Genomic DNA, 21,820 nt, shown 5'->3' with positions numbered 1-21,820 from the left:
GCTCGTGGGTGCGAATCCAAAGAGCTACGGCAGGAGGCCCTGTTGTCGCAGTTGTACGCGGTGCGGCCCGCGGAGTCCAACTCCCGCGTGTCGTCGTGTGATTGCCTCGCGCACGTGTACGGGAACGCGGCCGATCATGGTGAACGTGCGCGACGGTATCCGTCGGACATGAGCGACGCGGAGTGGGCCCAGGTCCGTGTCGCGCTGCCGGTACCGGGGTGGCTGGAGGGTCGGGGCGGGCAGCCGGAGGGCTATTGCCACCGGCAGATGATCGATGCTGTTCGCTACCTGGTCGCGGGCGGCATCACCTGGCGGGCGATGCCCGCCGATTTCCCCGCGTGGGACCGCGTCTACGCCTTCTTTCGGCGATGGCGCGACAAGGGCCTGGTCAAGGAGTTGCACGACCGGCTTCGCGGGAAGGTTCGCGAATCCGCGGGACGGGACGAGGAGCCGACTGCGGGAATCATCGACTCGCAGTCGGTGCGGGCCGCGGCGTCGGTGCCGGCCGCCACCTCCGGCTACGACGGCGGGAAGAAGGTGCCGGGCCGCAAGCGCCACATCGTGGTCGACACCCTGGGACTGCTGCTGGCCGTGGCGGTCACCGCCGCGAACATCACCGACCGCCAGGCCGGGCAGCACCTGCTGGCCCGCCTGCGCGAGCGGTACTGGCGCATCACACTCGTGTGGGCCGACGGCGGCTACACCGGGCACCTGGTCGACTTCGCGGCGAAGGTGCTGCACGTCGCGCTCACGGTCATCAAACGGACCGACGACACCGCCGGATTCACCGTGCTGCCGAAGAGGTGGCTGGTGGAGCGCACGTTCGCCTGGCTGATGCGCTCGCGCCGCCTGGCCCGTGACTACGAGGCCCGCACGGACACCGCCGAGGCGATGCTGTGGTGGTCGATGACCATGGTCATGAGCCGCCGCCTCGCCCGTCGGCGACCCTGAACATGCCGGGCGCGTCCTCGGCCAGCCAGCCCCGCGCCACCAGACGCTTCGCCTTCGAGCGGACCCCCTCGACCTTCGCGGGAACCACCTCCAACCCCAGTGCTCCGGCGATCTGCCGGCAGTCCATCGGCCCGGCGTCCGACCGCTCCCGGTCGGCCAGGACCTTCATGATCCGCTGGTAGTCCGGCGCCAGAGCCGTCACCTTGACCCCATCACGCCGCACCGGCACCACCGAACCGGGCACCGCCCTGGCCCCGCCCGCCTCCGGCCCCGCCACGGCAGGCGGAGCGGCCGGGGCCGCCTCAACCACGCCGGGTTCCCACGGCCCAGCCAGGACCTCGCCCACCGTCTCACGGGCGATCACGAACCGCTCCCACACGGCCTCCGCCTCGCGCAGCTCGGCCTGAAGGGCCTCCACCCGTTGCCGAGCTGTGCGTTCGCGCTCCTCCAGCAACCCCATCACCGACGGCATCCCGGCACCTCCACCGAGCAGACGACACGACACGTCATCCCTGCCGCCGAAGCGTCGAGCCTACGCCTGACCAGCGGAAACGCACCCATCACTCTCGGAAAGACAACGGCTTCTTAGACCCGCTCGGCATGAGCGCCACCCGATACCAGCCCGACCCCCGCGACGTCGTCCCCCATGCCGCAGCCGCCTACCGGCCCGCAGGTGACCGGTGGCAACACACACAGCCCCCTGTCGCCCTGCCCGGCCCCGGCACCCTGTTCACTACCGCCGACGACCTCGACCGCTGGCTCGGCCACCTCCACGAACAGTGGCAGCAGGCCAAAAGCTCCCTGCCGTACGGGAACGAACTCGCCTACCGGGCCGCAGACCACGAGCCGTACCTCTACGGTCCCGGTCTGTACGCCAACCTCCGCCCCGGACAAACTGCTGCCTTCCACTACGGCCACGAACACGGCTTCTCCGCAGCGACCCACCTCACCCGCGACGGACAGCGGGTCGTCTGCCTGGCCAACACCACCGACCTGGCCGCCGACCACGCCGCAGCCGCTGTGCTCCGCAAACTGGACGAGCGCCCCGGACAGGGCCTGGAAGAACTGCTGCCTCTGGCCGTCGCTGAGTCCGCGCGCCGTCTGACCAAGGCCGCCGAAGAAGGCCACGAAGACAGTGAGGGCCAGCCTCACCGCGAGCTCGGCCGCTTCACCTGTGACCAGGTCCCGGGAATTCTGCGGCTCACCCGCACCGGCGACACGCTCCATCTGTGGCGCCGCGGCAGCCCGGACCACCTCGTCCCGGCCGGTCCCGTCACCTGGGCGGGCAACGGCTACACCCTCACGCTGCCCCGCGACACGGTCGAGGTGGATGGCTTCACCCTGGACCTTGACCGGGCGCCCGGCTTGCCCTACGTCCGCCTGCGGCCAACCTGACGGCCGCAGGCGAATTCGGCCGCCGTGCCCGATAACCCGACCATCCTGCGTGGTCGCCGACTGGAGAACACCCAGTGCTCGACCTAGACGTGCTCGTAGTCCCTGGCATCGCCGCGTTCGCCCAGGGCGACGTCCCCGCGCCCACACGAACAGATGTTGGCGGCCCTTGGGCCGAGGGATTCTGCTGGCTGTACTGCGGCCAGCAGTGGACCCGCGTTCTGTGGATCGGTCCCGCGACCGTCGGGGAAGTGCAAGTTCCCATGTTCGCCTGCGGCCCGTGTATCACCGAGCTTCAAGCGCGAGTCTGGACGTCGGTCCTTCTCGGCGATGAACCCGCGGAGCCCATCACCGATGTTGGTCAGGCCAGTGACGAACTTGAACTCTCCCCGAGAGCTGATCAGCTACCTCGGGGCCGGCACCGTCGCCCTAGGCTTCTTCGCCGGGCATCACGGCTCCTGAACCCGGCGGCCGGGTCTGAAGTGCAGATGGCAGTGGCTGGCTCCCGCCAGAGGAGTTCGCGGAGCAACAGGCCCGGCGGGCAGGACTCGTGTGAGTGCTGCCCGCCGGGCTGACGTGCACCTAGACCGTCGGTGCGCTTGGGGTTTCTGGCCTGATTGGTTCAGCGGGCGCGGCTTCACCGTAGGCCGAGTACGGGCGCTTTGCCGGTCCGGAGGTGGGCGTCGTCTCTGCCCGCGGTTCTGCGGCTCCCTGGGCGGTGACGGTCGTGAGCACCTGTTCGGCGCGGTCCAGGGTCAGCCGGATTGCGCCGAAGCGCCCCACCGAGAACCCCGTCCGGTACCCGTGCAAGTGGAGTTGTTCCACCGCTTGGACCCCGGCATCGACATCCGGGGTGTCGGTGGGCGGGACAAGGGCGTGCAGTTCTTCCTGCCACTTCCATCCGAGATCGCGGAGCACGGCGCGGGCCTCCAACTGCTCCCAGCCGCTTCGCGCGAGTAGCCCGTGCTTCGGGTCGGCGTCGAACACGACGTTGGGGTTCAAGATCACCATGCGGCACCTCCAGTGGTCTCATCGGTCCAGGCGGCGAGCTGGAATCGTGCGGGTCGGTCCTCGTGCCGTCCAAGGCGGCACTCGACGCCGCTCTTGCCGAGGGCCTTGTTCATGCGGCTGAGGAACCGGTCGTACTGCTCGTGCCAGACGACGGTGGAGCCGGCATCGGCGTAGGCGTCGTCCCGGGCGAAGGCCAGGGCGGCGATCTCGTACCCCAGCCCCTCGTGCTTCTTCCAGCAGGGCGGGATCACGTCCTGCGGCTGCCAGGCGTACGCCTCGTTCAGCCACCGGCACACCGCGTCCAGCCACATGGGCATCGGCTCGATCAGCTCGGCCGACAGCGCGCCGAGGTCCCACGGCGGGGGGCCGTCGACCACGGACTCCTCCGTGCTTCGCTCCGCGATGTACTCCAGGATCAGCGCGGGCGGCTCGGGGAAGGGCTTGAACTGCGCGAGTGGATTCGTCACGCGGCGGCTCCCCGTGCGGCCCAGGCGGCGGCGTGAGCCGTGGCCTGCTTCTTCTTCGCCGCGGACCGCCGCCGACGCTCCGTCGAGTTCGCTTCGCGCAGCTGGTGGACGTGAGCTTCGATCTCCGGCCAGGAGTCCCAGGTCCACATTCCGTCGAGGCGCGTGATCACGGGAGGCAGGTTGTCGGCGAGTACGAGCGCGTGGCCTTCCGGCAGGGACCTGATCTCGTCGCTCCGCAGGACCGGCTCCAGCGCCATGTGGGTGGCGGTCGAGTGGCTGCCGCGGTCGCCGCCGCTGCTGGTCTTCGTGGTGCGCTCGCGTTCGACCTGGCCGCACAGGTCGGACAAGTCCTTGAGGAAGCCGGGGTCCTTCGCCCCGCCGAAGACGACGACGTTGTTGGTGAAGCTCGCCAGCTCGTTCGCGGTGTCCTCGCCGAACCGGGCGCGGGCCGATGCCCAGCCCTGGAGGCCGATGATCACGGTGAGCCCGCGACCACGGCCGTCGGCGACGCGCTGCCGCAGGCTGGGGATGGGAGCGATGTTCGGCGCTTCGTCCAGCGCGCCGAGGAGGGGCGGGTCGAGTCGGCCGGCGGGCGAGGCGATGGCGTGAGCTTCGGCGATGTCGAGCAGGTCTTCCGTGATCGCGGTGGTCAGCGGGGCAACGCTGTTCACTTCGCTGTCTTTGCCGAGCAGGTAGACGGTGCCGCCCGCGTCGAGGAGCTCGGTGAAGTCCGTGGGGTCCTCACCGTCCCCCAGCAGGGCCCGGAGGACCGACTCGTGCATGAGGGGTGCGAGGGCCGCGTCCAGGGTCGAGGCGGTGTTGCCGACGGTCCGGCTGTCGCCGGTGGTGGCCGTTCGGAGCATGTCCGCCCAGCCGGGCCCGGCGCCGGGGTGGGCGTCCAGGATGCCGACCGGCGCGGGATCGGTCAGCTTGCGCGCCCACTTCAACACCCACTCCAGGCCCGCCCCGTCCAGGGCGGCGGCGTGGAAGTACGCCGCGAGGATCTTGGCCGCCTGGCCCTTGTAGAAGGCCGCACCCTCGCTGGACTGCGCGGCGGCCCCCGGGGTGCGCGAGCCGGCGACGAACGCCTTGGCCCTCATCATCGCGGTCTCTGTCTCGGCGGCGCCCGTGATCGGCGTCCACCGGAACTTCGGCAAGGAGGGAGCGATGTCCTGCGGGTCGAAGACCAGGACCGGACGGCCGTCGGTGCGCCGGGCGTCGAGGGTCAGTTCGACCAGGTCTGCCTTCGTGGAGGTGGCGAGGACCGGCCCGGGCCACCGGCGGATGGTCGGGGCGAAGAAGCGCAGGGTCTTCCCCGAGCCCATGGGGCCGATGACCCGGCACGCCTTGTCGGCGCGGGACCAGAGATCCACGCCCTTCGGGCGCTGGGAGGTCCCCAGCGAGTAGCCGAAGTCGGAGGGGGTGAGGGGGTGTTGCATGGCGTGCTCCGAACGAGTGGGGGAGGTGGGTCAGCGGGAGGCGGATCGTTTCTTCACCAGGGGCACCGCCGTGCGGCGCTGACGGGCGTCACCGCTGGTGAGGGAGGGCCGGATCTCCGTGGCCTTGAGGACCGCTGCGGCCGACAGCTGCCGCTTGAGCAGGCCCTTGTCCGCGAACCCGGCGTTGCGGGCTCCCCGCTTCATCAACAGCCACACGGTGGCCATGGCCACCGCGCACACGGCGGCGACGGCGTACAGCGCCACGGACATCCCACTGGGCATGACGTCCACTACGCGGCCCTCTGTCCGGCCCGGGCGGCGAGGTAGCGCATACGCCGGCCGCAGAGCTGGGAGACCACCGCATCAGGCCCGGCACACCGCGGAGGAGCCGTGTGGAACGCGCCGTGGAGGTCCTCGGCCGCGCGCCAGAGGTGGGTGACGGCGGCCCGGACGCGACCTCCGGCCGCGGAGTAGTCCCCGTGGTCGAGGACGGTGGCCAGTGCCTTCGTGCGCTGGGCGAGTTCGAGGGCGTCGGCGTGCAGCTGGTCGATCTCCCCGCGCACCGCGTGGTGGTCGCCCGGGAGCGCGGTCCCGGCGGTGGTGATGGTCATGGAGCGCGTCCGTTCCGGATCTGCCTGGACGGGGCCGACCGCGAGGAGGTGACGGGAGCCGTTCACGCCGCCTCCGGGTAACTGGTGGAGACGTCGGTCATCGAGCCGGAGGAGAAGCACAGGTGCTGCTCCGCCACCACCAGCAGGTGCTGAACGGCGGGATAGATCACCTCTCCCACCACCCACAGCGCGATTCCTCGACGCAGACGCACGATGTGGTCCGCCGTCCAGGAGGGAAGCCCCAGTCTGGCCACGGTGGCTTCCGCTTCGGCCTTTTTCATCGAGTAAATGACCACGGTATCGGCCATTTTCAACGCCGCCTGCGTCTCCGGGGAGTCATCAATATCTGACAGGTGGTGGACGATGAAAATGCACGACAATCCCAAGCCGCGTGCAAATTTCAGGAACTTTTCGAGCAGGGCGGCCAGCTGAGGGGTGCCGAGAATGTGCCACGCTTCCTCAGCAATAAGAATGCGCTTGCGCTGGGTGTAGCGGCGGCAGCCCGTCGCCGGGTTCGGACCCACCTCCCAAGCGCCGGAGTCCGAGTCGACCACGACGCGCTCGTGCTGGCTCGGCTCCGCCCCGCACTCGCACAGCGGTCGCAGCCAGACCTCTTCGAGGAACACGCTGATGACGGCGACCAGGATCGTCATGGCGACGCCGCCGGACGGGACCTTGGTGAGGTCGAAGACGACCATGTCGCTGTCGAGGCCCACCCCGAGGCTGGTCGGCCCGTCGAGCATGCCGACGAGGTCCCCTGTCGAGTCCTGCTCGCTTCCGCACAGCCGGTCGAGGACGTAGGACGCTTCGAGTCCGTCGGCGAGGAGTTCGTCCCGGGTCCGCTGCTTGGCGACGGCGTCGGACTCCTCGGGTGCCCGAAGCGCGGCGGCGACGTCCGCCAGCAGCGGCGTGCGCCCGAGGGCCTCCGCCCGCTGGTGGGCCCGGCGGATCGCGATCCGCAAGGCGGAGCCGGCGAACTCGTCCAGGGTCTTGCCCAGGCCGAGTTCAACAATCGTCCTGACCAACTCGGTCTGCCTCTTGCCCGAGATAGCGGGGTCCATCGGGTTGATGCAGGAGGCACCGGGCCCGCCGCCCGGGGCGAACTTCACCGGGGCCTTTCCGGTGAGCGAACGGCCGAGTGCCGCCCATTCGCCCTCTTCCCTTTCCTTCTGCTCCTTAGTATCCAGGACCACGACCTTCCTGCCGAGGCGAATTTGCCGCGCAGCATAGGTCTTGGTGAGGGCACTCTTTCCACGCCCTGTATCGCCCATGACGATCATGTTGCCGCCAGGCAATCCGTCACCGAAGGCCACGAAAGGGCAGTAGATGAATGCCTTTCCGGAATACAATTCGCGGCCGATGATCGCGCCTGCACTGCCCAGGGTCGGCGGGGCCACCGGCAGGTACAGGGCCTGGCTGGTGGTCGTCTCGGTGTAGAGCGGGCGGCGCACGGTCTGGTGCATCGGCGACAGCGGGGCGAGGGTCAGCAGGTCACTCACTTGATGCCTCCGGCGAGGGGCAGGGTGTTCGCGAAGGCACGGGCGTGTTCGAGGTCGAGCCACTCGATCCGCAGGTTCGAGTTACGGGCACGGCTCGCGGTCGTGCGCTTGGTGCGCTCCAGCTCCTCGATGCTGCGGGCGGAGATGGTGATGTAGCCGACGACTGCGGAGCCGGCCGCGCCGGAGGCGGCCAGGGCCATGCCCCGGGAGCCGGTGGCGCTCGCGGCGATCTGGTCGCGGGGGTCGATGTTCCTGCCCCGCTGGCGGTCGCGGTGCATCTCCGCCTGGTTGTTCGTGTCCTCCGCCAACATGCGTTCCACCGCCTTGTCGTTCGGCTCCAGCTGCTGCGTGATGGAGAAGGTGCGGATCACGTCGGGCATCCCGATCAGCAGGGGAGACAGGAAGCCGGGGCCGACGGGCGTGGTGGGCCAGCTGGCGACGTAGGCCGTGGCGTGGAACCAGCTCTCGGTGCTTCCCGCCGCGCGGGTGGCCACGTGGCTGCCCTGGCGGACGTCGACGTTGCGCGGGAAGGCGTGAGCCCGGGGGAGGTCGGTGTCCCAGATGGCGTGGTCAGGGTCGAAGCTGTTGCGGATCAAGGCCGTCATCCGGCCCTCGTCCAGCGGGGCGACCACCGAGAGGTCGGCGTCCTCGGCGCGGGACCACAGCTCGTCCAGGTAGATGGCCATCGCAGCGGCGATCCCGTCGTCACCGGCTCCCCGGGCGGAGCCCTCGGCCGCCAGGTCCCGGGTGAACTTCGCGTGGAGGGTGATGTAGTACCGGTGTTCCTCGGCGCTGGTCGACACCGCGTTGGCCAGCTCGTTGTACGAGTCCTTGAGCCACTGCGGGGCGTTGGCCGTCGCCGCGGATTGGTCGCGCTGCGCGATGAACCGCTGGTGGGCGTACGGGTCGGACTTCATCTGCCGGGCGAGGACCTGAATCCGCTTCACCGGGTGTTCCTCGACGTTGCCGAACGCATCGAGCAGCTCCCCCCAGCGCTCCAGCGCGACGACCTGCTCCCCGACGTCCTTGCCGCCCAGGCCGGGAGAGCTGACCTCCAGCGTGGCGGTGACGCAGCCAGCCTCCGGCTGGAGGACGACGACGGCCTGCTGCCCGCGGACCGTCACCGGCACCCAGGTCATGCCCGCGATACCTTCGGGCTCCGTCAACGCGGCGTCCGGAGGCGTGCCGTCACGGCGCACGCCCGCCTCGACGGCAGGCGACACCCAGACACCGCCGGTACGGCGGAGCGCCTTGCGGTGGTAGCGGTTGATCCGCCACCAGCGGTAGAGGGATCGCCGCTGTGAGGTGCCCTTCGGCCGGTACGGGGCGTAGACGATCACCAGGGCGATCAGGATCGGCACCACGAGGCCCGTCGCCGCGAGGGCGGTAGCGCCGCTGAGCGCGAAGCCGAGCAGGAGGCCGGTCACGGCGCCGCTGCCGAGAACGACCTGCTCGCCGAGGTCGCGGCGGCCTACCAGGCCCGTGGGGCGGTGCTTTCCGAACTGGTACGTACGAGTCGACATGGGTCATCGGTCCTTGCTGGGGTCCGGCCGGCCGGGTGCCTGTCCGCCAGTCGGCCGCGAAGGCGGCGCGGTCGGGACGGAGGGCCCGGGGGCCGGGGTGGTTCCTGGAACGGGGGAAGGAGAGGAGTGCGGTGCTGCCGGGCGGGGCGTCAGTGCCGTCGGGGGCACGGGTGCCGGGGCAGGTGCCGCCGGGGACGGAGCCTGCGGCGGGAGCGGCCGTGCGGTGACCGGAGCAGAGGAGGCTCCGGCGAAGCCGTCCCAGTTGAGCGCCATCCGGGACTGCGGCGCCGAAGGCTGGGCGGGGGCCGGTCCGACGACGGGACCGGAACTCGTGCCCTGCGGGCGGGCGCTGGCCGGAGCTCCGGAGGCCGCGTCGCCGCCGGGCGAGGCAGCGGCCGGTCCGACGACCGGTCCGGAACTCGTGCCCTGCGAGCCGGCGGTGGCCGGTGCCCCGGAGGCTGCGTTGCCACCAGGCGAGGCCGGGGCCGGGCTGGAGGTTGCCCCCGCCGGACGGGCAGCGGCCGGATCGCCGGAAGCTGCATGGTTGCTGGCCGCGGACCAGTCCGGGGTCGAGCCGACGACCGGACCGGACGTCGGGCCCTCCGGGCTGGCGATGGCCGGAGCGTCGGAAGCGGCGTGGCTGCTGGCCGCGGACCAGTCCGGGGCCGAGCCGACGACCGGACCGGAGGAGGTGCCTGCCGGGGCGCTCGGGGCTCCGGTGTGGCCGCTCGTCTCGGAGTGGCCCTGGGCCTGGTCGGAGCCGAGGCCGCCGTTGGCGGCGTCCGCACCCTGCGCGCCAGGGGAACTGGCGGCCTTGTTCTTGGCCATGTCGAGTCCGGCCTTGGCCACGGCCGCCCCGACGGCGACGGGCCCGCCCGCAGCGGCGGTTCCGCCGCCCATCTTGGCCCCGGCCGCCTTGGCACCAGCGGACTTCCCGCCGCCGCCCACCAGGGAGTCCTGCACCCGGGAGTTGATCGCCCGGTTCGCGTGCTGCCCGGGGCCGTCGATCGCGGCGGCCGGGCCGGAGGACTGGGCCGCCTTCCGGTCGTGGTGGAGCTGTGCCATGTGGTCGCCGAACTCCGGCAGCCACTTGTACAGCGTGGCCGACGCGAACACCGCGAGCAGGAGGATCAGCGCGCCGACCAGCGTCTTGGAGACCGCGTCGGCCATGGAACCCGTGGTGTCGCTCAGGACCGCGCCGCCCAGGCCCAGCAGGGCGAAGAGGACCGGCTTGGACAAGCCGACAGCGAAGATCGCACCGAACCACTTCTTGCTCTTGCCCCACAGGTCACGATCGACCAGACCGGCGTTCACGATGGGCCCGAGGGCAACTGCCACGTAGATCGCGGCGCTGCGGATCAGCAGCTCGATCCACATCAGCAGCGCGCCGGCCATCATGATCAGGTTGACCACCAGCAGCTGCCCCACGCCCTCGCTCGGGTTGGCCGCCATCACCGTGAGGATGTTCTCCAGGAACGGTTTGAAGTTCTCCGTCGCGTAGGGCTCGAAGACCGCCGTGACCTCGTCGATGGCCTTGAGCAGCAGCGCGAGGGCCCCCGGCGTCAGCGCGTTGACGGTGAACTGGAGGAGAAGGAAGCCGATCGCCTCGGACACGGCGGTGGTGATGCTGACCCCGCGGACCGCCCGCTTGGCCACGGCGACGAACCACAGCGCCACGGTGAGCAGGCAGCTGGCCGCGAAGATGATCGCGTACTGCTTCAGGAAGCCGGGCGACGTGAGGTCGATCTTGGTGGTGGCCTGGATCAGCTCCAGCATCTTGCGCAGGAACCAGATGTTGGCCTCCGTCAGCTTCTGCAGCAGGAAGCCGAGCGGGTCCTTGACGAAGTCGATCGCGGCCTTGGCCTCGCACACCATCGGGATGTAGCAGAACGGGTTCGCCACCGCGGACGGGATGAAGAGGAACCCGAGGACGACGTTGACCACGGCGATGGTCCGGAGCCTGCGCCCCCAGCGGCTCGGCGCGGTCCGTTCGACGCGCAGCAGGCCGGGGGCGTCATCACGCAGTCGCAGGCGCATTGCCGACACCCCCCACCTCGGAGAAGCTGTCGGCCGAGTCCGCCTGCTGCATCGCGGGCGGCGACGGCACGAGCGGCGCGGACGGAGTGACCGAGGTCGTCTTCCACGTGCCGTCGGCCCAGGTGAGGTCCACGGTCATCCGCAGGAAGGCGACCTGCGGGCGGCGGGTCTCCTCCGCGCCCGCGATCCCGCCCGCCGACGCGGTCCAGAGCTCGATGCTCGCGGCCTGGCCGGAGGAGGAGATGGTGCGGGTCGCCAGGGCGGCCGTCCGGGTGATCAGCTCGCTGCCGTCCGCCGACTTGCCGTTGGTGCCGACCCCGCGGTTCTCCGTGACGAGGCGGGCCGTCGCGTCCGAGTCGGACGTGACCGACTTGAGCACGCTCGGTGCTGCGGTGGCGGCCAGCATCCGGTGCCGCCACTGCTCATCGGTGAAGAACCGCGTGTCGCCGTAGAGCATGACGGCGCTGACCGCAGCGGCACGGGCCCCCTGCTCGTTCTGCTCGTAGGGTGCGGGGAGGCCGTCCGGCCGGGCCGCACCGGTCGCGACCGGATCGTCCGCAGCGGCCGGCACGTAGCCGGAGAAGTCGACGGCGACGTTGGACGCCTGCCGTGCGTCGATCGGCGCGACGAGCCCGGCGGTGCTCGAACTGTCCTTGAGCTTCCAGTCGTTGGCCTCCCAGACCAGGGTGACCGTCACCGACCGGTACCCCGCCACCGGGGTCGCGTGCCCGGCCGCGCTGCCGCGGACCGTGGTGGTCCACAGCCGGATCATGGCCCCCTGGTCGTCGTAGCCCAGGACGCGGGCGGAGAGGACGCCGGTACGGGAGATGGCCTGATCGGCGGAGACCTCCGGGTTGTCGCCCCGGAGGGAGGCGACCGACTCGGCGGCGGCCAGGTCGGCCTTCTTGCCGGTTGCGTCGGCGGCGTCCCGGGCGGACATGGCCGCCACTGCGCGGTGCCGACGCTCGCTGTTGGTGAGGAAGGCGGTGCTGCCGCTGACCACGGTGTAGTTGGCCGCCGCTGCCTTCGCGCCGTCCTGCGTGTGCGGGTAGCCGACGGGGACGCCGTCGACCGCCCGGGCGCGCTCCACGTTCACCTGCGGGGCCGCGTGTGCGGGCGAGGGCGCCGAGGGGGCGGGCGTGGACGGCGAGCCGGTGGCGAAGCTGACGATCACTCCGGCCAGCGTGACGACCGCGACCCCGCCTGCGGCGATGCCGGAGAGCTTGGCGGCAGGCCGGGGTGGTCCGGCCGACCGTGAAGAATCGTTTCTCCTACGGAGTCGAGAGGTCATGGGTCACACGCCCATGCCGTAGGTGATGCCGAAGATCGTGCCGAACGAGGCCACCAGGAAGACCACGGTCAGGCCGCCGACCATCAGCCCCTTGCCGCGGCTGCTCTCCATGGTGCTGTGGCCTTCGCCGAACCACCCCTTCGACTTGCCGACGCCGGCGAGGAACGCGCCTGCGCCGATGACGAGGGTGACGGCGGCGATGACGCCGAGGATGACCTTCGCCGTGCCGCCCAGCTTCCCGAAGGGGCCCCAGTCCGGGGTGACGCCGGAGACGACGTCGGCACCTGCGGCGAGGGTGGTGTGCAGGGAGGGATCGGCAGCGGCAGACAGGAGGTTGTACATGTTCAGGCCCTTTGGTGAGTATGGGATGAAATGAGGGTGTTTGTGACGATTAGCCGACGTGCCGCATGGCGATGATCTGAGGCGTCCAGACACTGAGCGGCTGGATGCGGACCTGAGCGCCCGTGTGCGGGGCGTCGATCACCTCGTTGTTGCCGATGTACATGCCGACGTGCTCGGGGCCGGAGTCCCCGGGGACGCTGAACAGCAAGTCGCCCGGGGCCAGTTGGGAGACGCTGGCGACGGCCGTACCGGCCCTGACCTGGTCGTAGGTCACCCTCGGCAAATTCACTCCTGCCGAGGCCCAGGCCATCTTGGTGAGCGACGAGCAGTCGCAGCCGCTCCCGCCGGTGTACGGCGACTCGCAGGGGCCGCCCCACAGGTACCAAGTCCCCAGCGCCGTCTTCGCGGCGGAGATCGCGCGGGCGGCTCCCTCGCCGGCCGGGAGGTTCGGCTGGACGGCGTCCGCCCACTTGGCCGCCAGGTCGCGGATGCTGCGGACGTAGTTCCGGGTTTCCTCGTACGGCGGGATGCCGCCGTACTTGATCACGGCCCCGCCGCCCGCGTTGTAGGCCGCGAGCATGTTCTCCGTGGAGTCCCCCGGCACGTCCTTGACTTCCTTGGCCAGGGTGCAGTCGTACTTGGCCTGCGCCGCGATGGCATCGGCGGGGTTGCGGATGTCCTTGATCCCGTCGCCGTCGCCGTCCTGGCCGTGCTCGGCCCAGGTGCCGGGCATGAACTGCGCGATCCCGACGGCGCCGACCGGAGACACGGCGTCGGGGTTGAAGTTCGACTCGGTGTAGAGCTGGGCCGCCAGCAGGCTGGCCGTCACCTGCGGGCACAGCCCCGCGTGCTTGTTGATGAGGTCCCGGACCCAGCCGGGGACGGGTGCGTCCGTCGAGATGCCGCCGCCCGGGCCGGCCTCCTTGGCGGAGGCACTGTCGGCCCCGCCGAACGTGGTCAGCAGGGCGATGCCGGTGACCACCATGGCGGAGGCGAGGCCCAGGCCGAACTTCGAGCCCGTGTTCATCGCGGCCCCGTCACGCCCAGGGCAGGGCGGTGACCCGCCAGCCCTGGGAGACGTGCTCAAGGCGCAGGGCGAGCTGTTCACCGCTCCGCCGCGCGGGCCCGGAGGCCGGGGCGGTGGTGAGGGTGTAGTTCACCCGGACCAGGGCGACGGCTCGGGTCGGCGCCGGTGCGCCGTCGGGAACCTTGGTCGAGGTGATCTCGACGGTCTGCCGGGCCTGCTCGGCGCGGAGCGCGGCCCAGGCCGCTTCCTGGCCGGGGCGCTTCTGGCTGAGGATGGCCACCAGGTCGCCGGATGCGATCTGAGAGGCGCGGGCCCCGGCGTCGGCGAACGAGCTGTCCTTGCCGTCGCGGGCGTCGTGCTCGGCGTAGGCGGTGGTGAACGCCCGCGCGGCCTGGTCGACGTCCGCCGGCAAGGCGGCGCTCGACGGTGCCGCAGGGTCTTCTGCGGCCCGGACCGAGGTCGCCACCGCGGAGCCCGCCGAGACGGTGTTCGGCTGCGCGGCCGAGGGGCGGGAAGCGTCGGGCCCGCTGGAGCAGCCGGTCGACAGCGCCACCAGCGTGCCGACGATGCCCATGGCGGCGGATATGCGTATGAAACGGGTGGATCGGGGCATGGGGAATCCGCAATCTCGGTACAAGGGGGGATTTCGAGAGATTGGGTGTTGCGGCCCCAGGGGGAGAGGGCCGCAACACCCCTTCGCAGGGGAGGGGGATTTCCTCTGCGGGCTTTATCGGCGGGTCATCGCCGTAGAATTCACGGGCGAGGGGGCAGTCCTGTGCCGTCCTCTGTCCGCTGAGTGCTAACTGGCCTTGTCGGCAGACCTTCATCCAGGTCAGATGCCGATTCCAGTACCCGTCAACCCGTGGCACAGTTCAGGGGAGGGTGCGCGAAAGCAGTCGCTCATATCAAGGCCATCAGCCCCTCTCGGGAAAAGGGGAGCCCGTTGGCCGGGCTCCGGCGGGCCGATAATCGCCTTGTGGCGTTGGCCGTGCCTAAATCCTCACAGAGGTCTGCGGACAACTCGAATCAGCAAAAAAGCCGGAACCTAATTCCAGGAATTAGGTTCCGGCTTCGTGGTGGAGAGGCTGTTTCAGCCGGCCTGGCGAAGGTGCTCGATCGCCACCCCGAGCCAGGGGGCGGCGGGCCCGCCGATCAGCAGCGGAGCGCACACGCTGTACGAGAGCACGAGCTCCCCGGGTCCTGCCGTGAGGCCGGTGAGGAGGCAGTGGTCGAAGGGCATCCAGGTCGATGAGCCGACCGGCCTGAGCCGCACTCCGGCGGAGGTCAGGACGAGGCGGGCCGGGGTGTGGTCACGCCACTGCTGTTCGGCGGCGGCCTCGGCCTCCTGCTGCCGCCGGGCGTCGAGCGGGTTGGGCACCCACTGCTGGCCGAACGTCGGGTGGTTCTCGTAGTACCCCCCGGTCGACCGCGGATACACGACGTCGGTCCCGTAGAACCGGGCGGCCCAGCACGACACGTCCGCAAGGGCGGTCTCGCCCACGGCCAGCGGTACGCCCGCCGCCTCGACCGGCACCAGCCGGCCGCCGGTCCGGAGATGGGCCGCGAGCGCGGACGCCGCCTGCTCGCCTTCGGCGCGGACGGCCTCCTCGGCGCGGTTCTGCCGACGTCGCCACATGGCCTTTCCTTCCTGGTCAACGGGGGCTGCGCGGTCGCTTCGGCGGAGACCGTAGCGACCGCGCGGCACCAATGAGATGAGATCACCAAAGAGCGCTGGAGGCACCGGCGGGGGCGGCCGTGCGCTGGTCCACCTGGTCCTTCAACCGGGCCAGGAGGACCCCCATCCGATCGTTGCTGATCGGCTGGTGTGCGCGTACGGCCTCCTTGATCGCGTCACGGCTGATCCTGCCGCTCTCCTGGTAGGCGGCCATCGCCACCGGCAGCAGGTCCTCAAGCCACTCGTCGTCGTCGGTCCCCCGGTCCTGCGGGGGTTCGGCGTCGTCCGGGACGGACGGCTCCTCGCCGTCCGCGCGGTCGCGGACCGGCTCCGGAACCGGGGCCTCAGCAGCAGCCGGGGACGGCAGCGACTCCCCGTCCTGCGGGGGTTCGGCGTCGTCCGGGACGGACGGCTCGCCGCCGTCCGCGCGGTCGCGGACCGGCTCCGGGACCGGAGCCTCAGCAGCAGCCGGAGCGGGGGCCAGCACCTCGCCGTCCGCGACACCGGCGGGCCGCTCGTCCGCCAGGACCTCACCCTCGTCCGCCGGGTCCGCCGCTGCGGACGGGCGCACACCCGGGTCGTCCGCAGCCGGTGCGCGGCCGTGGCCGTTTCCGGACTTCCGCAGGTCAACGACCGTGGGGACAGCAGCGGACGGCGCGGACGGGACGGCCGTCACCGGGGCCGTCGGCCCGGTCTCCGCAGGATGGGACTCCGGCGTCTCGGTGACGCTCGCAGGCGGCTGGACGGCTTCGCGGACCGGTCCGGGACCGCCGTCCGCGCCGTCCCGGACGGACAACTCGGCGGTCCGCATCATCAGGATGTACAGGTGGACCGAGCCCGCCAGTGCCAACGGCGCGAGCATCGACAGCACCGCGACGACTTCGTCCGTGAGGTGCAGCGCGGACTGCGCGGACTGCGGACCACGGTTCAGCGTGATGGCGTGCAGCGCGTTCGCTCCCAGGCTCGCCGCCGTGGCCGCGAGGAACAGGAACCAGGTGTAGAGGCGGGACAGGAACGGCTGGTGGCGGAGGAGGATGATCGCCCTGACCCCGTACGCAATGAACCCGTCAACGAACAGCGGGAACAGGTAGCTCAACGCCTCCCGCGCGTGGATCGCCACCGCGATCTGCCGCAGCGCGTCGTAGCTGAACGCGAAGCCGGCCGCGCCGAGCAGGACGATCGCCGTCCGGTCCCAGGCCGTCATGCTCCGCAGCGGGACCGCGGACTGGGAGTTGCTGGTCACCGGGTCTATGTAGGTGTGGGACATCAGAGGTTGCCCCCGTTGCTCGGGTTGATGAGCGGCCAGACGGGGGTCTGGGAGAGCAGCCGTCCGAGCTGTTCGAGGGAGGTCACCTCGTGCACGTGCTGGCTGGGGCAGCTCATGCACGACACCCGCAGCGTGATGGACTCCGTTCCGCCCTGGTCGGAGAAGTACAGCTCCAGGTGCTGGCCGCCGACGGTGTCGAGCGAGGTGACCGCCTGGAGGTGCTCTTCGAAGGACAGGAGACCCAGCGTCTGCCACTCCAGCGTGGCCGCCTCAGTGCCGAGGAGCCGGTGGGCGTACCGGGCCGCAGCCTCGACGGACCGGGGGCCCCAGGTGCGGAAGGCGTCTTCCCGAGCGGCGGTCCGCCGCTTCTCGCCGGCCGTGAGCTGTTTGGCCGCGCAGACCATGATCGGGTGGAGCATCGGAGGGCCTTCCTTGGAGTTGCTGGTGGAGATGGTGTTGCCGCCGCAGGGGGCGTTGGCGAGACGGAGTAGGACGTCCGCGTGGCACGGCACGTCGAGGGGGCAGGTGCACATGAGGTCGAGGTCGCGGAGCTCGCGGGCGAACTCGTCGGCGTAGAAGCGGCCCACCGGGCCCCGGAGGGTGGCGGCGAACAGGTCCACCGCCTCCGCCGCGTCCATCGGCGTCCCGGCCGGTGAAGGGCTGCGGTCCCCGGCCGTGAACGGGTTCGCGTACGGGCTGAGGGGCCCCACGTATGCACAGGCTGTGGACAGGGCTGCGGCGTCCGGGGCCGCTCCGCGCAGGCGAACGGGCATCAGGCCGCCCTCCCGCCGCGCCGACGGTCCGCGCCGATCATCGGGACGAGGCTGGTCACCATCTCGGCCAGTCGGCTCGCCACCCGGGCCCCGACGAAGTCGGTCAGGTCCGGCCCGCTCTCGTCCCGGGCGGGCAGGTTGGACGTGATGACGGTCGGGAGGCAATGGTTGTACCGGTAGTTGATGAGCCGGTACGTCACCTCCTCGGTCCACTCCGACACCTTCGCCGTGCCGAGGTCGTCCAGCAGCAGGTACTGCACTTCGCTGAGCCGTCGCAGCTCACGCTCGGCAGCGCCCATGACCTGGGAGGGCCGGAGCCTGCCGTACATGTCGGCGGAGTTCACGCAGAGCACCTCGAACCGGTCCGGGCCGCCGGCCGCGACCCTCCGCAGTGCCCCGTACGCCTCGTGCGTCTTGCCCGTGCCGGTCTGGCCGGTCAGGAGCAGGGCACCGGCGGCGGCGTTGTCGGCCAGCGCGCGATCGGCCCAGGCAGCGACCGCCGGGAGGGTGGCCTCCGCGTCGCGATACCGGGGCGGTGTCGCGGCGCTCCAGCGGCTCAGCGCGTACTCGGCGCGGGCCCGGTGGTGCCACTGCCGGTCACCCGGGTTCGCCTCTGACGAGTCGTCGTTGATCTCTTCCGGCACGACCGGTAGCCCTCTCGCTGCGAGTATCCGTTCCATGGCCCGCAGGGATGCGGCGCTGCCCGCGCGCTCTGGGTGGGCCATGATCAAAATCCGTTCCGGTAGGCGCTGGGCTGGGCGGTGTCCTGGTACGGAACCCAGCTCCCGGGCTGCCGCCGCAGCGGGACGACGTTGGTCTGTGCGGCCGGTTCCGGGGCCTGGTCCGGCAGATCCGCCCAGATGCGGAGCAGGTAGCGGGCGGACAGCGGCGGGCGGTCGGCGTTCCAGCGCCGGGCGACCATCTCGACCAGGCGTTCGTGCCCCCAGCGGGCCGAGAGAGCTGTTACCCGGTCCCACTCCGCTTCGGTCAGCCGCCAGCCGACGACCATCCCGGCCCCGGTCATCGCCGCCACCAGCTCCTTGGAGCCCTCCGGGACCTCGACCGAGTCCTGTCCGGCTGGAACTTCCCGGAGGTTTGAATCAGGAAAGCTAGCTTGCTTTTTGGTGGTGGTAATACTCCCGTAGGGAGTATTACCACCACGCGCACGCGAGGAAGAAACTTCCGGATCTCCGGGAAGAGACTTCCGGTTTGAGGGAGTCGCAGGGGATTTCCGGGAATCTCCTTCCGGGAACCTGTCTCCTGATTGCGGCACACCGGGGCCCGAAGTGGGAAGTTCCGTCCCTGAGTGCGCCGTAGCGCCGTCGGCCTGGCCGAGGAGGATCGAGTAGCTGCTGGGATTGAACGCTCCGCCGCCGCGCTCCCGGCTGATTTCCCCGAGCGATGCGAGGTCACCGAGGCACGTCGTGATCGAGCGGACTGTGAGCCCGGTCAGCCGCGATATATCCTCCAGGGTCAAGGTTGCCCGGCACTGATCGTCCGCCTCCCGCGCGAGAGCGAGCAGGACGAGCCGCGACCCCCGGCGCGACTCGGACTCCGACCAGACCAGGTCCGTGGCTATCTCGCTCATGCGCCGTTCCCTTCGAATATCGCTATGCGCCGCGCCGGTACGAGGCCGAAGGACTGGTCGTCGTCCGGGATGTACCCGTTCTGGTGCGCTTCCGGGGTGAGATAAAGCTCCCCGGTCGGAAGGTAGAAATCGTGGGCGAGTCGCCAGTCCGCGACGCCGTCGAAAGCCCGGCGGACCAGCCGTTCCACGCCTTGTTCCACCTTGCGGTCGAGGAATATGCGATAGAAATCCGGCTCGAACAGGTATGTAGCGGCCCGTCGCGGCGGGAAGATCCGGACGAGAATCGCAGTGGGCGCAATCTCACCGATTGCATCTCCGAGGCTTGTCCGCGTCGGGGCTGTAAGGTCGTTCTGAGGCATGAGGAGGCTCCAGGGCTGCAAGGAATTCCCTGCGGGAAGAATCGTTTCCTCGCCGCCGTCAGGCAGCGTCAGCGGTTCGAACCGGCGGCGCGGCCAGTTCGGTCCTTTGCTTCTGCCGATGGACCCGGGCCAGCTTCAACAGGTACTCGTGTGTGATCCCGAGCCCCCTCGCCACGGCGGCGGCGTCCATCGTGGAGTCCGCCGCGAACCGGGCGATCACCTCCGCGCGCTCAGCCTTGCTCAACGCTGCGGTAGAGCCCCGCAGGGCCCGCCCCACAGCGCCCTTGTCCATGCGCTGCTGCCAACTGGCACGCAGAGCGGATCGCTCCGAGGCGATCAGGCCCCCGCGAATCCCGAATTCCTCGTCGTCCCTCAAGGACTCGATAAGGCAACGGGCAGCTGTCGTCAGCGGGCAGGCAGCGCACATATTCAGCGGCCTGACCAGAGAAAGGCCCAGTCGTTCCACTGTCTCCACCGGCTCAGCCTGCGGGCCGTCCCCGAGAGGGAAGAACATGCTGGTATCCCGACCGGAACACCGGGCATCCTCGGCCCAGTGCTTCCCCCGCGCCTTCCTGGATTCCTTTATGAGGGGGCCCCAATCGCCCCGCAAAGCCGCCTCGGAGAGGTCGGATATTGTGGTTCGCATTTCGCCTCATGGTGCTAGCGGCACACGGGCGCCGTATCCGGCCCGGTGCGAGAAAGTGAATTGAGAGCTGTTGCAGCCCTCATGAATGGGGAGGCGTGAACTACGCGGCTTCGCTGTCGACCGAGATTTCGGTAACAGGCTTCGCGAAGTTGTAGACGCGCGAATCGCCGGGGACCGAGAACTCGACGTCGAGGATCTTCCCCAGCGTCTCCCACTTCTCCTGGTCCCAGTCCGGCGAGGCGTCGAGCTGCGCGCTCACCCAGGCGTCAATGGAGGCGTCGAGGTCGTCAGCGTCGGCCACGGCCGCCCTCACGCTTCCGGCCGGAGGAACACGGCCGGGTTCGAGGACCCGCACAAGAGAGGGGGCGTGCACGCGCAGGGCGCGGCTTCTCCTCCCCGCTCGGGCCCGGCTGGCCGGCCTGCGGCCTGGCTGCCGTTCGGAGCGGAGAAGAGGCGTACGCCGCTGATGTCAGCGGCGAGCCGCAGCTGGCTGGGGCCAGCTACTGAGGGAGGGGTTCCCTTCGGCATGGCAAGCATGCGATACTCCATGGTTGCTAGGAACGCGCGCAGCGGCCTCTCGCCAAAGAAGTTCCGTTGCCCGCGAAGTAGTGAACCGGCGCCCCTTCGGGTGCGCCAGCCCGGCGTCCAGGAGTTGGTAGCTCCAGGGCGCCGGTCTCATGTCGCCCTGATTTCTGCCGGGCTCGCTCTCTGCGGCACCGAGTTCCTCCAGTGGACTGTTGCGCAGGCAAGCACGGCAGTGCAGCATGCACAGGAGTCCCGGGAGGCTGGCACCATAGAGGGGGCAGGCCCGACCATCAGGTTCGATACCTAAACTTACATTATTTTCCTAGAAGTATCAACCCTGGACTGCGGGTACCCTGCCGCCGCCCCCGACCTGCCCGATCGCAACTCTGGAGTTCATGTGCCCCCACGTCAGTTCGACGGCAAGCGTGTACGCGCTGTCCGGCGGGGCAAAGACCTCAACCAGGGTGAGCTGGCCGCCGCAGTGGGCGTCACCGCCCCCGCCGTGGCGAAATGGGAGAGCGGCCAGGACTTCCCCAAGGGCGAGAAGCTGCCTGCGATTGCAGCAGCACTCGGGGAGCCCTTGGACGATCTCTTCCCCCACGACGGCCCCGCGGATCTACAGCTCCTGCGATGCGACGCCGGCCTCAGCGTGGCGCAGGCCGCTGCGGTCCTTGGGACCAGCCGCGTGCCGGTGGCCAACGCCGAGTCCGGTCGGCGCCGGCTCGGCGACGACTACGTGCCGACGCTCGCGGCGGCGTACGGGGTGACCGTAGAGGCCCTGCTGGAAGCCCAGGACTGCTCGTTCGGGCTTCGCCCCGGGACCTCGGGTGACGAGCGGGCATCAGCACCCCGTACGGTCGGCGAGAAGATCAACTATCTCCTGGAGCACGGGTACGTGGGCCAGGAGGCGCCCTCGGACGAGGAAATCGCGCGGGTCGTGAACGATCACGCGGGCGAGCCAGTCGTTGCAGTCGAGGACATCGCCGCCCTTCGCGCGGGCCTCACAACCGAGGCTTCCGAGGTGGTGCGCGCCGGCCTGGCCGAGGCGCTCCAGGTCGACGTCTCCCTCTTCCAGGACGATGCCGAGGTAGACCCTGCGGCCCGCGAGTTCCTGGAGGCCGTCCGCTTCCTCGGTTCGATTCAACGGGGACAGATTCTCGGGCTGGCTGCCCGCGGCAACGGCGGGGGCCTGTCCGCCGAGATGATGGCCAAGATCAACGATCTTGTCGGAGAGCTGAAGCACAAGCTGCCAGAGGTGCAGGACGGGGACTGACGCCATCAGCACGCGGTCCTCGCCGGCCTCGATCCGCGAGGATCGTGTCTGACGCGGACCGTCGACAGCGCATGGACCATGCCAGCACGAGCCGTGTCACGACCTTGCCGACAACAGCGAAGGG

At 70.2% G+C, this 21,820-nt stretch carries 24 protein-coding genes; 3 read left to right on the top strand and 21 right to left on the bottom strand.

Going from position 1 to position 21,820, the window contains the following annotated elements:
- Nucleotides 1–168: 168 nt before the first annotated feature.
- Nucleotides 169–951, top strand: coding sequence for an IS5 family transposase (locus tag BI06_RS18760; RefSeq protein ID WP_043469258.1), 783 nt, complete (start codon nt 169–171; stop codon nt 949–951).
- Here the strand turns inward: BI06_RS18760 and BI06_RS18755 are convergent.
- A complete protein-coding gene (locus BI06_RS18755; RefSeq protein ID WP_043469256.1) occupies nt 917–1,423 on the bottom strand; it encodes a hypothetical protein in 507 nt (168 codons plus the stop codon). The genes BI06_RS18760 and BI06_RS18755 overlap by 35 nt on opposite strands.
- Between BI06_RS18755 and BI06_RS18750 the strand changes: the two genes are divergently transcribed.
- Entirely contained in the window at nt 1,381–2,346 is a 966-nt protein-coding gene (locus tag BI06_RS18750) for a beta-lactamase family protein (protein ID WP_255360233.1), read from the top strand. The genes BI06_RS18755 and BI06_RS18750 overlap by 43 nt on opposite strands.
- A gap of 579 nt (nt 2,347–2,925) precedes the next feature.
- On the opposite strand, the gene BI06_RS18745 is transcribed toward BI06_RS18750, so the two are convergent.
- From BI06_RS18745 to BI06_RS18645, 20 genes are all read right to left on the bottom strand, one after another.
- Entirely contained in the window at nt 2,926–3,354 is a 429-nt protein-coding gene (locus tag BI06_RS18745; protein WP_051741239.1) for a hypothetical protein, read from the bottom strand.
- Entirely contained in the window at nt 3,348–3,821 is a 474-nt protein-coding gene (locus BI06_RS18740) for a hypothetical protein (RefSeq protein ID WP_043469252.1), read from the bottom strand. Before BI06_RS18740 ends, BI06_RS18745 begins: the two co-directional genes overlap by 7 nt.
- The gene (locus tag BI06_RS18735; protein ID WP_043469250.1) at nt 3,818–5,260 is read right to left on the bottom strand and encodes a type IV secretory system conjugative DNA transfer family protein; all 1,443 of its coding nucleotides are present in this window, start codon (nt 5,258–5,260) and stop codon (nt 3,818–3,820) included. Before BI06_RS18735 ends, BI06_RS18740 begins: the two co-directional genes overlap by 4 nt.
- 30 nt (nt 5,261–5,290) lie before the next feature.
- A complete protein-coding gene (locus BI06_RS18730; protein WP_149030399.1) occupies nt 5,291–5,542 on the bottom strand; it encodes a hypothetical protein in 252 nt (83 codons plus the stop codon).
- Nucleotides 5,543–5,550: 8 nt separating this feature from the next.
- Nucleotides 5,551–5,871 carry a DUF6238 family protein gene (locus BI06_RS18725; RefSeq protein ID WP_233290188.1) on the bottom strand — a complete coding sequence of 107 codons (321 nt, stop codon included), beginning with the start codon at nt 5,869–5,871 and terminating at the stop codon, nt 5,551–5,553.
- Between the two features lie 62 nt (nt 5,872–5,933).
- Entirely contained in the window at nt 5,934–7,370 is a 1,437-nt protein-coding gene (locus BI06_RS18720) for an ATP/GTP-binding protein (RefSeq protein WP_043469244.1), read from the bottom strand.
- Complete coding sequence (locus tag BI06_RS18715; RefSeq protein ID WP_043469242.1) at nt 7,367–8,893, bottom strand: SCO6880 family protein; 1,527 nt, start codon at nt 8,891–8,893, stop codon at nt 7,367–7,369. The genes BI06_RS18720 and BI06_RS18715 overlap by 4 nt, the downstream gene beginning before the upstream one ends.
- A 3-nt stretch (nt 8,894–8,896) precedes the next feature.
- Complete coding sequence (locus tag BI06_RS18710; RefSeq protein ID WP_199523304.1) at nt 8,897–10,930, bottom strand: hypothetical protein; 2,034 nt, start codon at nt 10,928–10,930, stop codon at nt 8,897–8,899.
- Entirely contained in the window at nt 10,911–12,104 is a 1,194-nt protein-coding gene (locus tag BI06_RS18705; RefSeq protein ID WP_233290187.1) for a hypothetical protein, read from the bottom strand. The genes BI06_RS18710 and BI06_RS18705 overlap by 20 nt, the downstream gene beginning before the upstream one ends.
- Nucleotides 12,105–12,224: 120 nt before the next feature.
- Nucleotides 12,225–12,563 carry a hypothetical protein gene (locus tag BI06_RS18700; protein ID WP_051741238.1) on the bottom strand — a complete coding sequence of 113 codons (339 nt, stop codon included), beginning with the start codon at nt 12,561–12,563 and terminating at the stop codon, nt 12,225–12,227.
- 49 nt (nt 12,564–12,612) lie between these two features.
- Nucleotides 12,613–13,590: a bifunctional lytic transglycosylase/C40 family peptidase gene (locus tag BI06_RS18695; protein ID WP_043469240.1), complete on the bottom strand. Its 978-nt coding sequence runs from the start codon at nt 13,588–13,590 to the stop codon at nt 12,613–12,615.
- A gap of 10 nt (nt 13,591–13,600) precedes the next feature.
- Nucleotides 13,601–14,203: a hypothetical protein gene (locus BI06_RS18690; RefSeq protein ID WP_233290186.1), complete on the bottom strand. Its 603-nt coding sequence runs from the start codon at nt 14,201–14,203 to the stop codon at nt 13,601–13,603.
- A 477-nt stretch (nt 14,204–14,680) separates the two neighbouring features.
- Nucleotides 14,681–15,226 (bottom strand): hypothetical protein, encoded by a 546-nt coding sequence (locus BI06_RS18685; RefSeq protein ID WP_043469238.1) that lies wholly within the window; start codon nt 15,224–15,226, stop codon nt 14,681–14,683.
- An 82-nt stretch (nt 15,227–15,308) separates the two neighbouring features.
- A complete protein-coding gene (locus BI06_RS49530) occupies nt 15,309–16,532 on the bottom strand; it encodes a DUF2637 domain-containing protein (protein ID WP_043469236.1) in 1,224 nt (407 codons plus the stop codon).
- Complete coding sequence (locus tag BI06_RS53645) at nt 16,532–17,242, bottom strand: DUF6195 family protein (RefSeq protein ID WP_233290185.1); 711 nt, start codon at nt 17,240–17,242, stop codon at nt 16,532–16,534. Before BI06_RS53645 ends, BI06_RS49530 begins: the two co-directional genes overlap by 1 nt.
- 62 nt (nt 17,243–17,304) lie before the next feature.
- The gene (locus BI06_RS18665) at nt 17,305–18,030 is read right to left on the bottom strand and encodes an ATP-binding protein (protein ID WP_043469234.1); all 726 of its coding nucleotides are present in this window, start codon (nt 18,028–18,030) and stop codon (nt 17,305–17,307) included.
- 2 nt (nt 18,031–18,032) lie between these two features.
- Nucleotides 18,033–18,329, bottom strand: a complete 297-nt coding sequence (locus BI06_RS18660) for a hypothetical protein (RefSeq protein ID WP_043469232.1) — start codon at nt 18,327–18,329, stop codon at nt 18,033–18,035.
- A 560-nt stretch (nt 18,330–18,889) separates the two neighbouring features.
- Entirely contained in the window at nt 18,890–19,252 is a 363-nt protein-coding gene (locus BI06_RS18655; RefSeq protein WP_149030398.1) for a hypothetical protein, read from the bottom strand.
- 58 nt (nt 19,253–19,310) lie between these two features.
- A complete protein-coding gene (locus BI06_RS18650; protein WP_043469228.1) occupies nt 19,311–19,898 on the bottom strand; it encodes a WhiB family transcriptional regulator in 588 nt (195 codons plus the stop codon).
- Between the two features lie 100 nt (nt 19,899–19,998).
- On the bottom strand, nt 19,999–20,199 hold the full coding sequence (locus tag BI06_RS18645) for a hypothetical protein (RefSeq protein ID WP_043469226.1): 201 nt from the start codon (nt 20,197–20,199) through the stop codon (nt 19,999–20,001).
- Nucleotides 20,200–20,820: 621 nt separating this feature from the next.
- Between BI06_RS18645 and BI06_RS18640 the strand changes: the two genes are divergently transcribed.
- Nucleotides 20,821–21,696 (top strand): helix-turn-helix transcriptional regulator, encoded by an 876-nt coding sequence (locus BI06_RS18640; protein WP_043469224.1) that lies wholly within the window; start codon nt 20,821–20,823, stop codon nt 21,694–21,696.
- The last annotated feature ends 124 nt before the right edge of the window (nt 21,697–21,820 follow it).

Source organism: Kitasatospora sp. MBT66, from assembly GCF_000710405.2.
In the GTDB taxonomy this organism is placed as follows: domain Bacteria; phylum Actinomycetota; class Actinomycetes; order Streptomycetales; family Streptomycetaceae; genus Kitasatospora; species Kitasatospora purpeofusca.
Note: the sequence above shows the minus strand (reverse complement) of the source record. Positions and strands in the feature narration are given on the sequence as shown.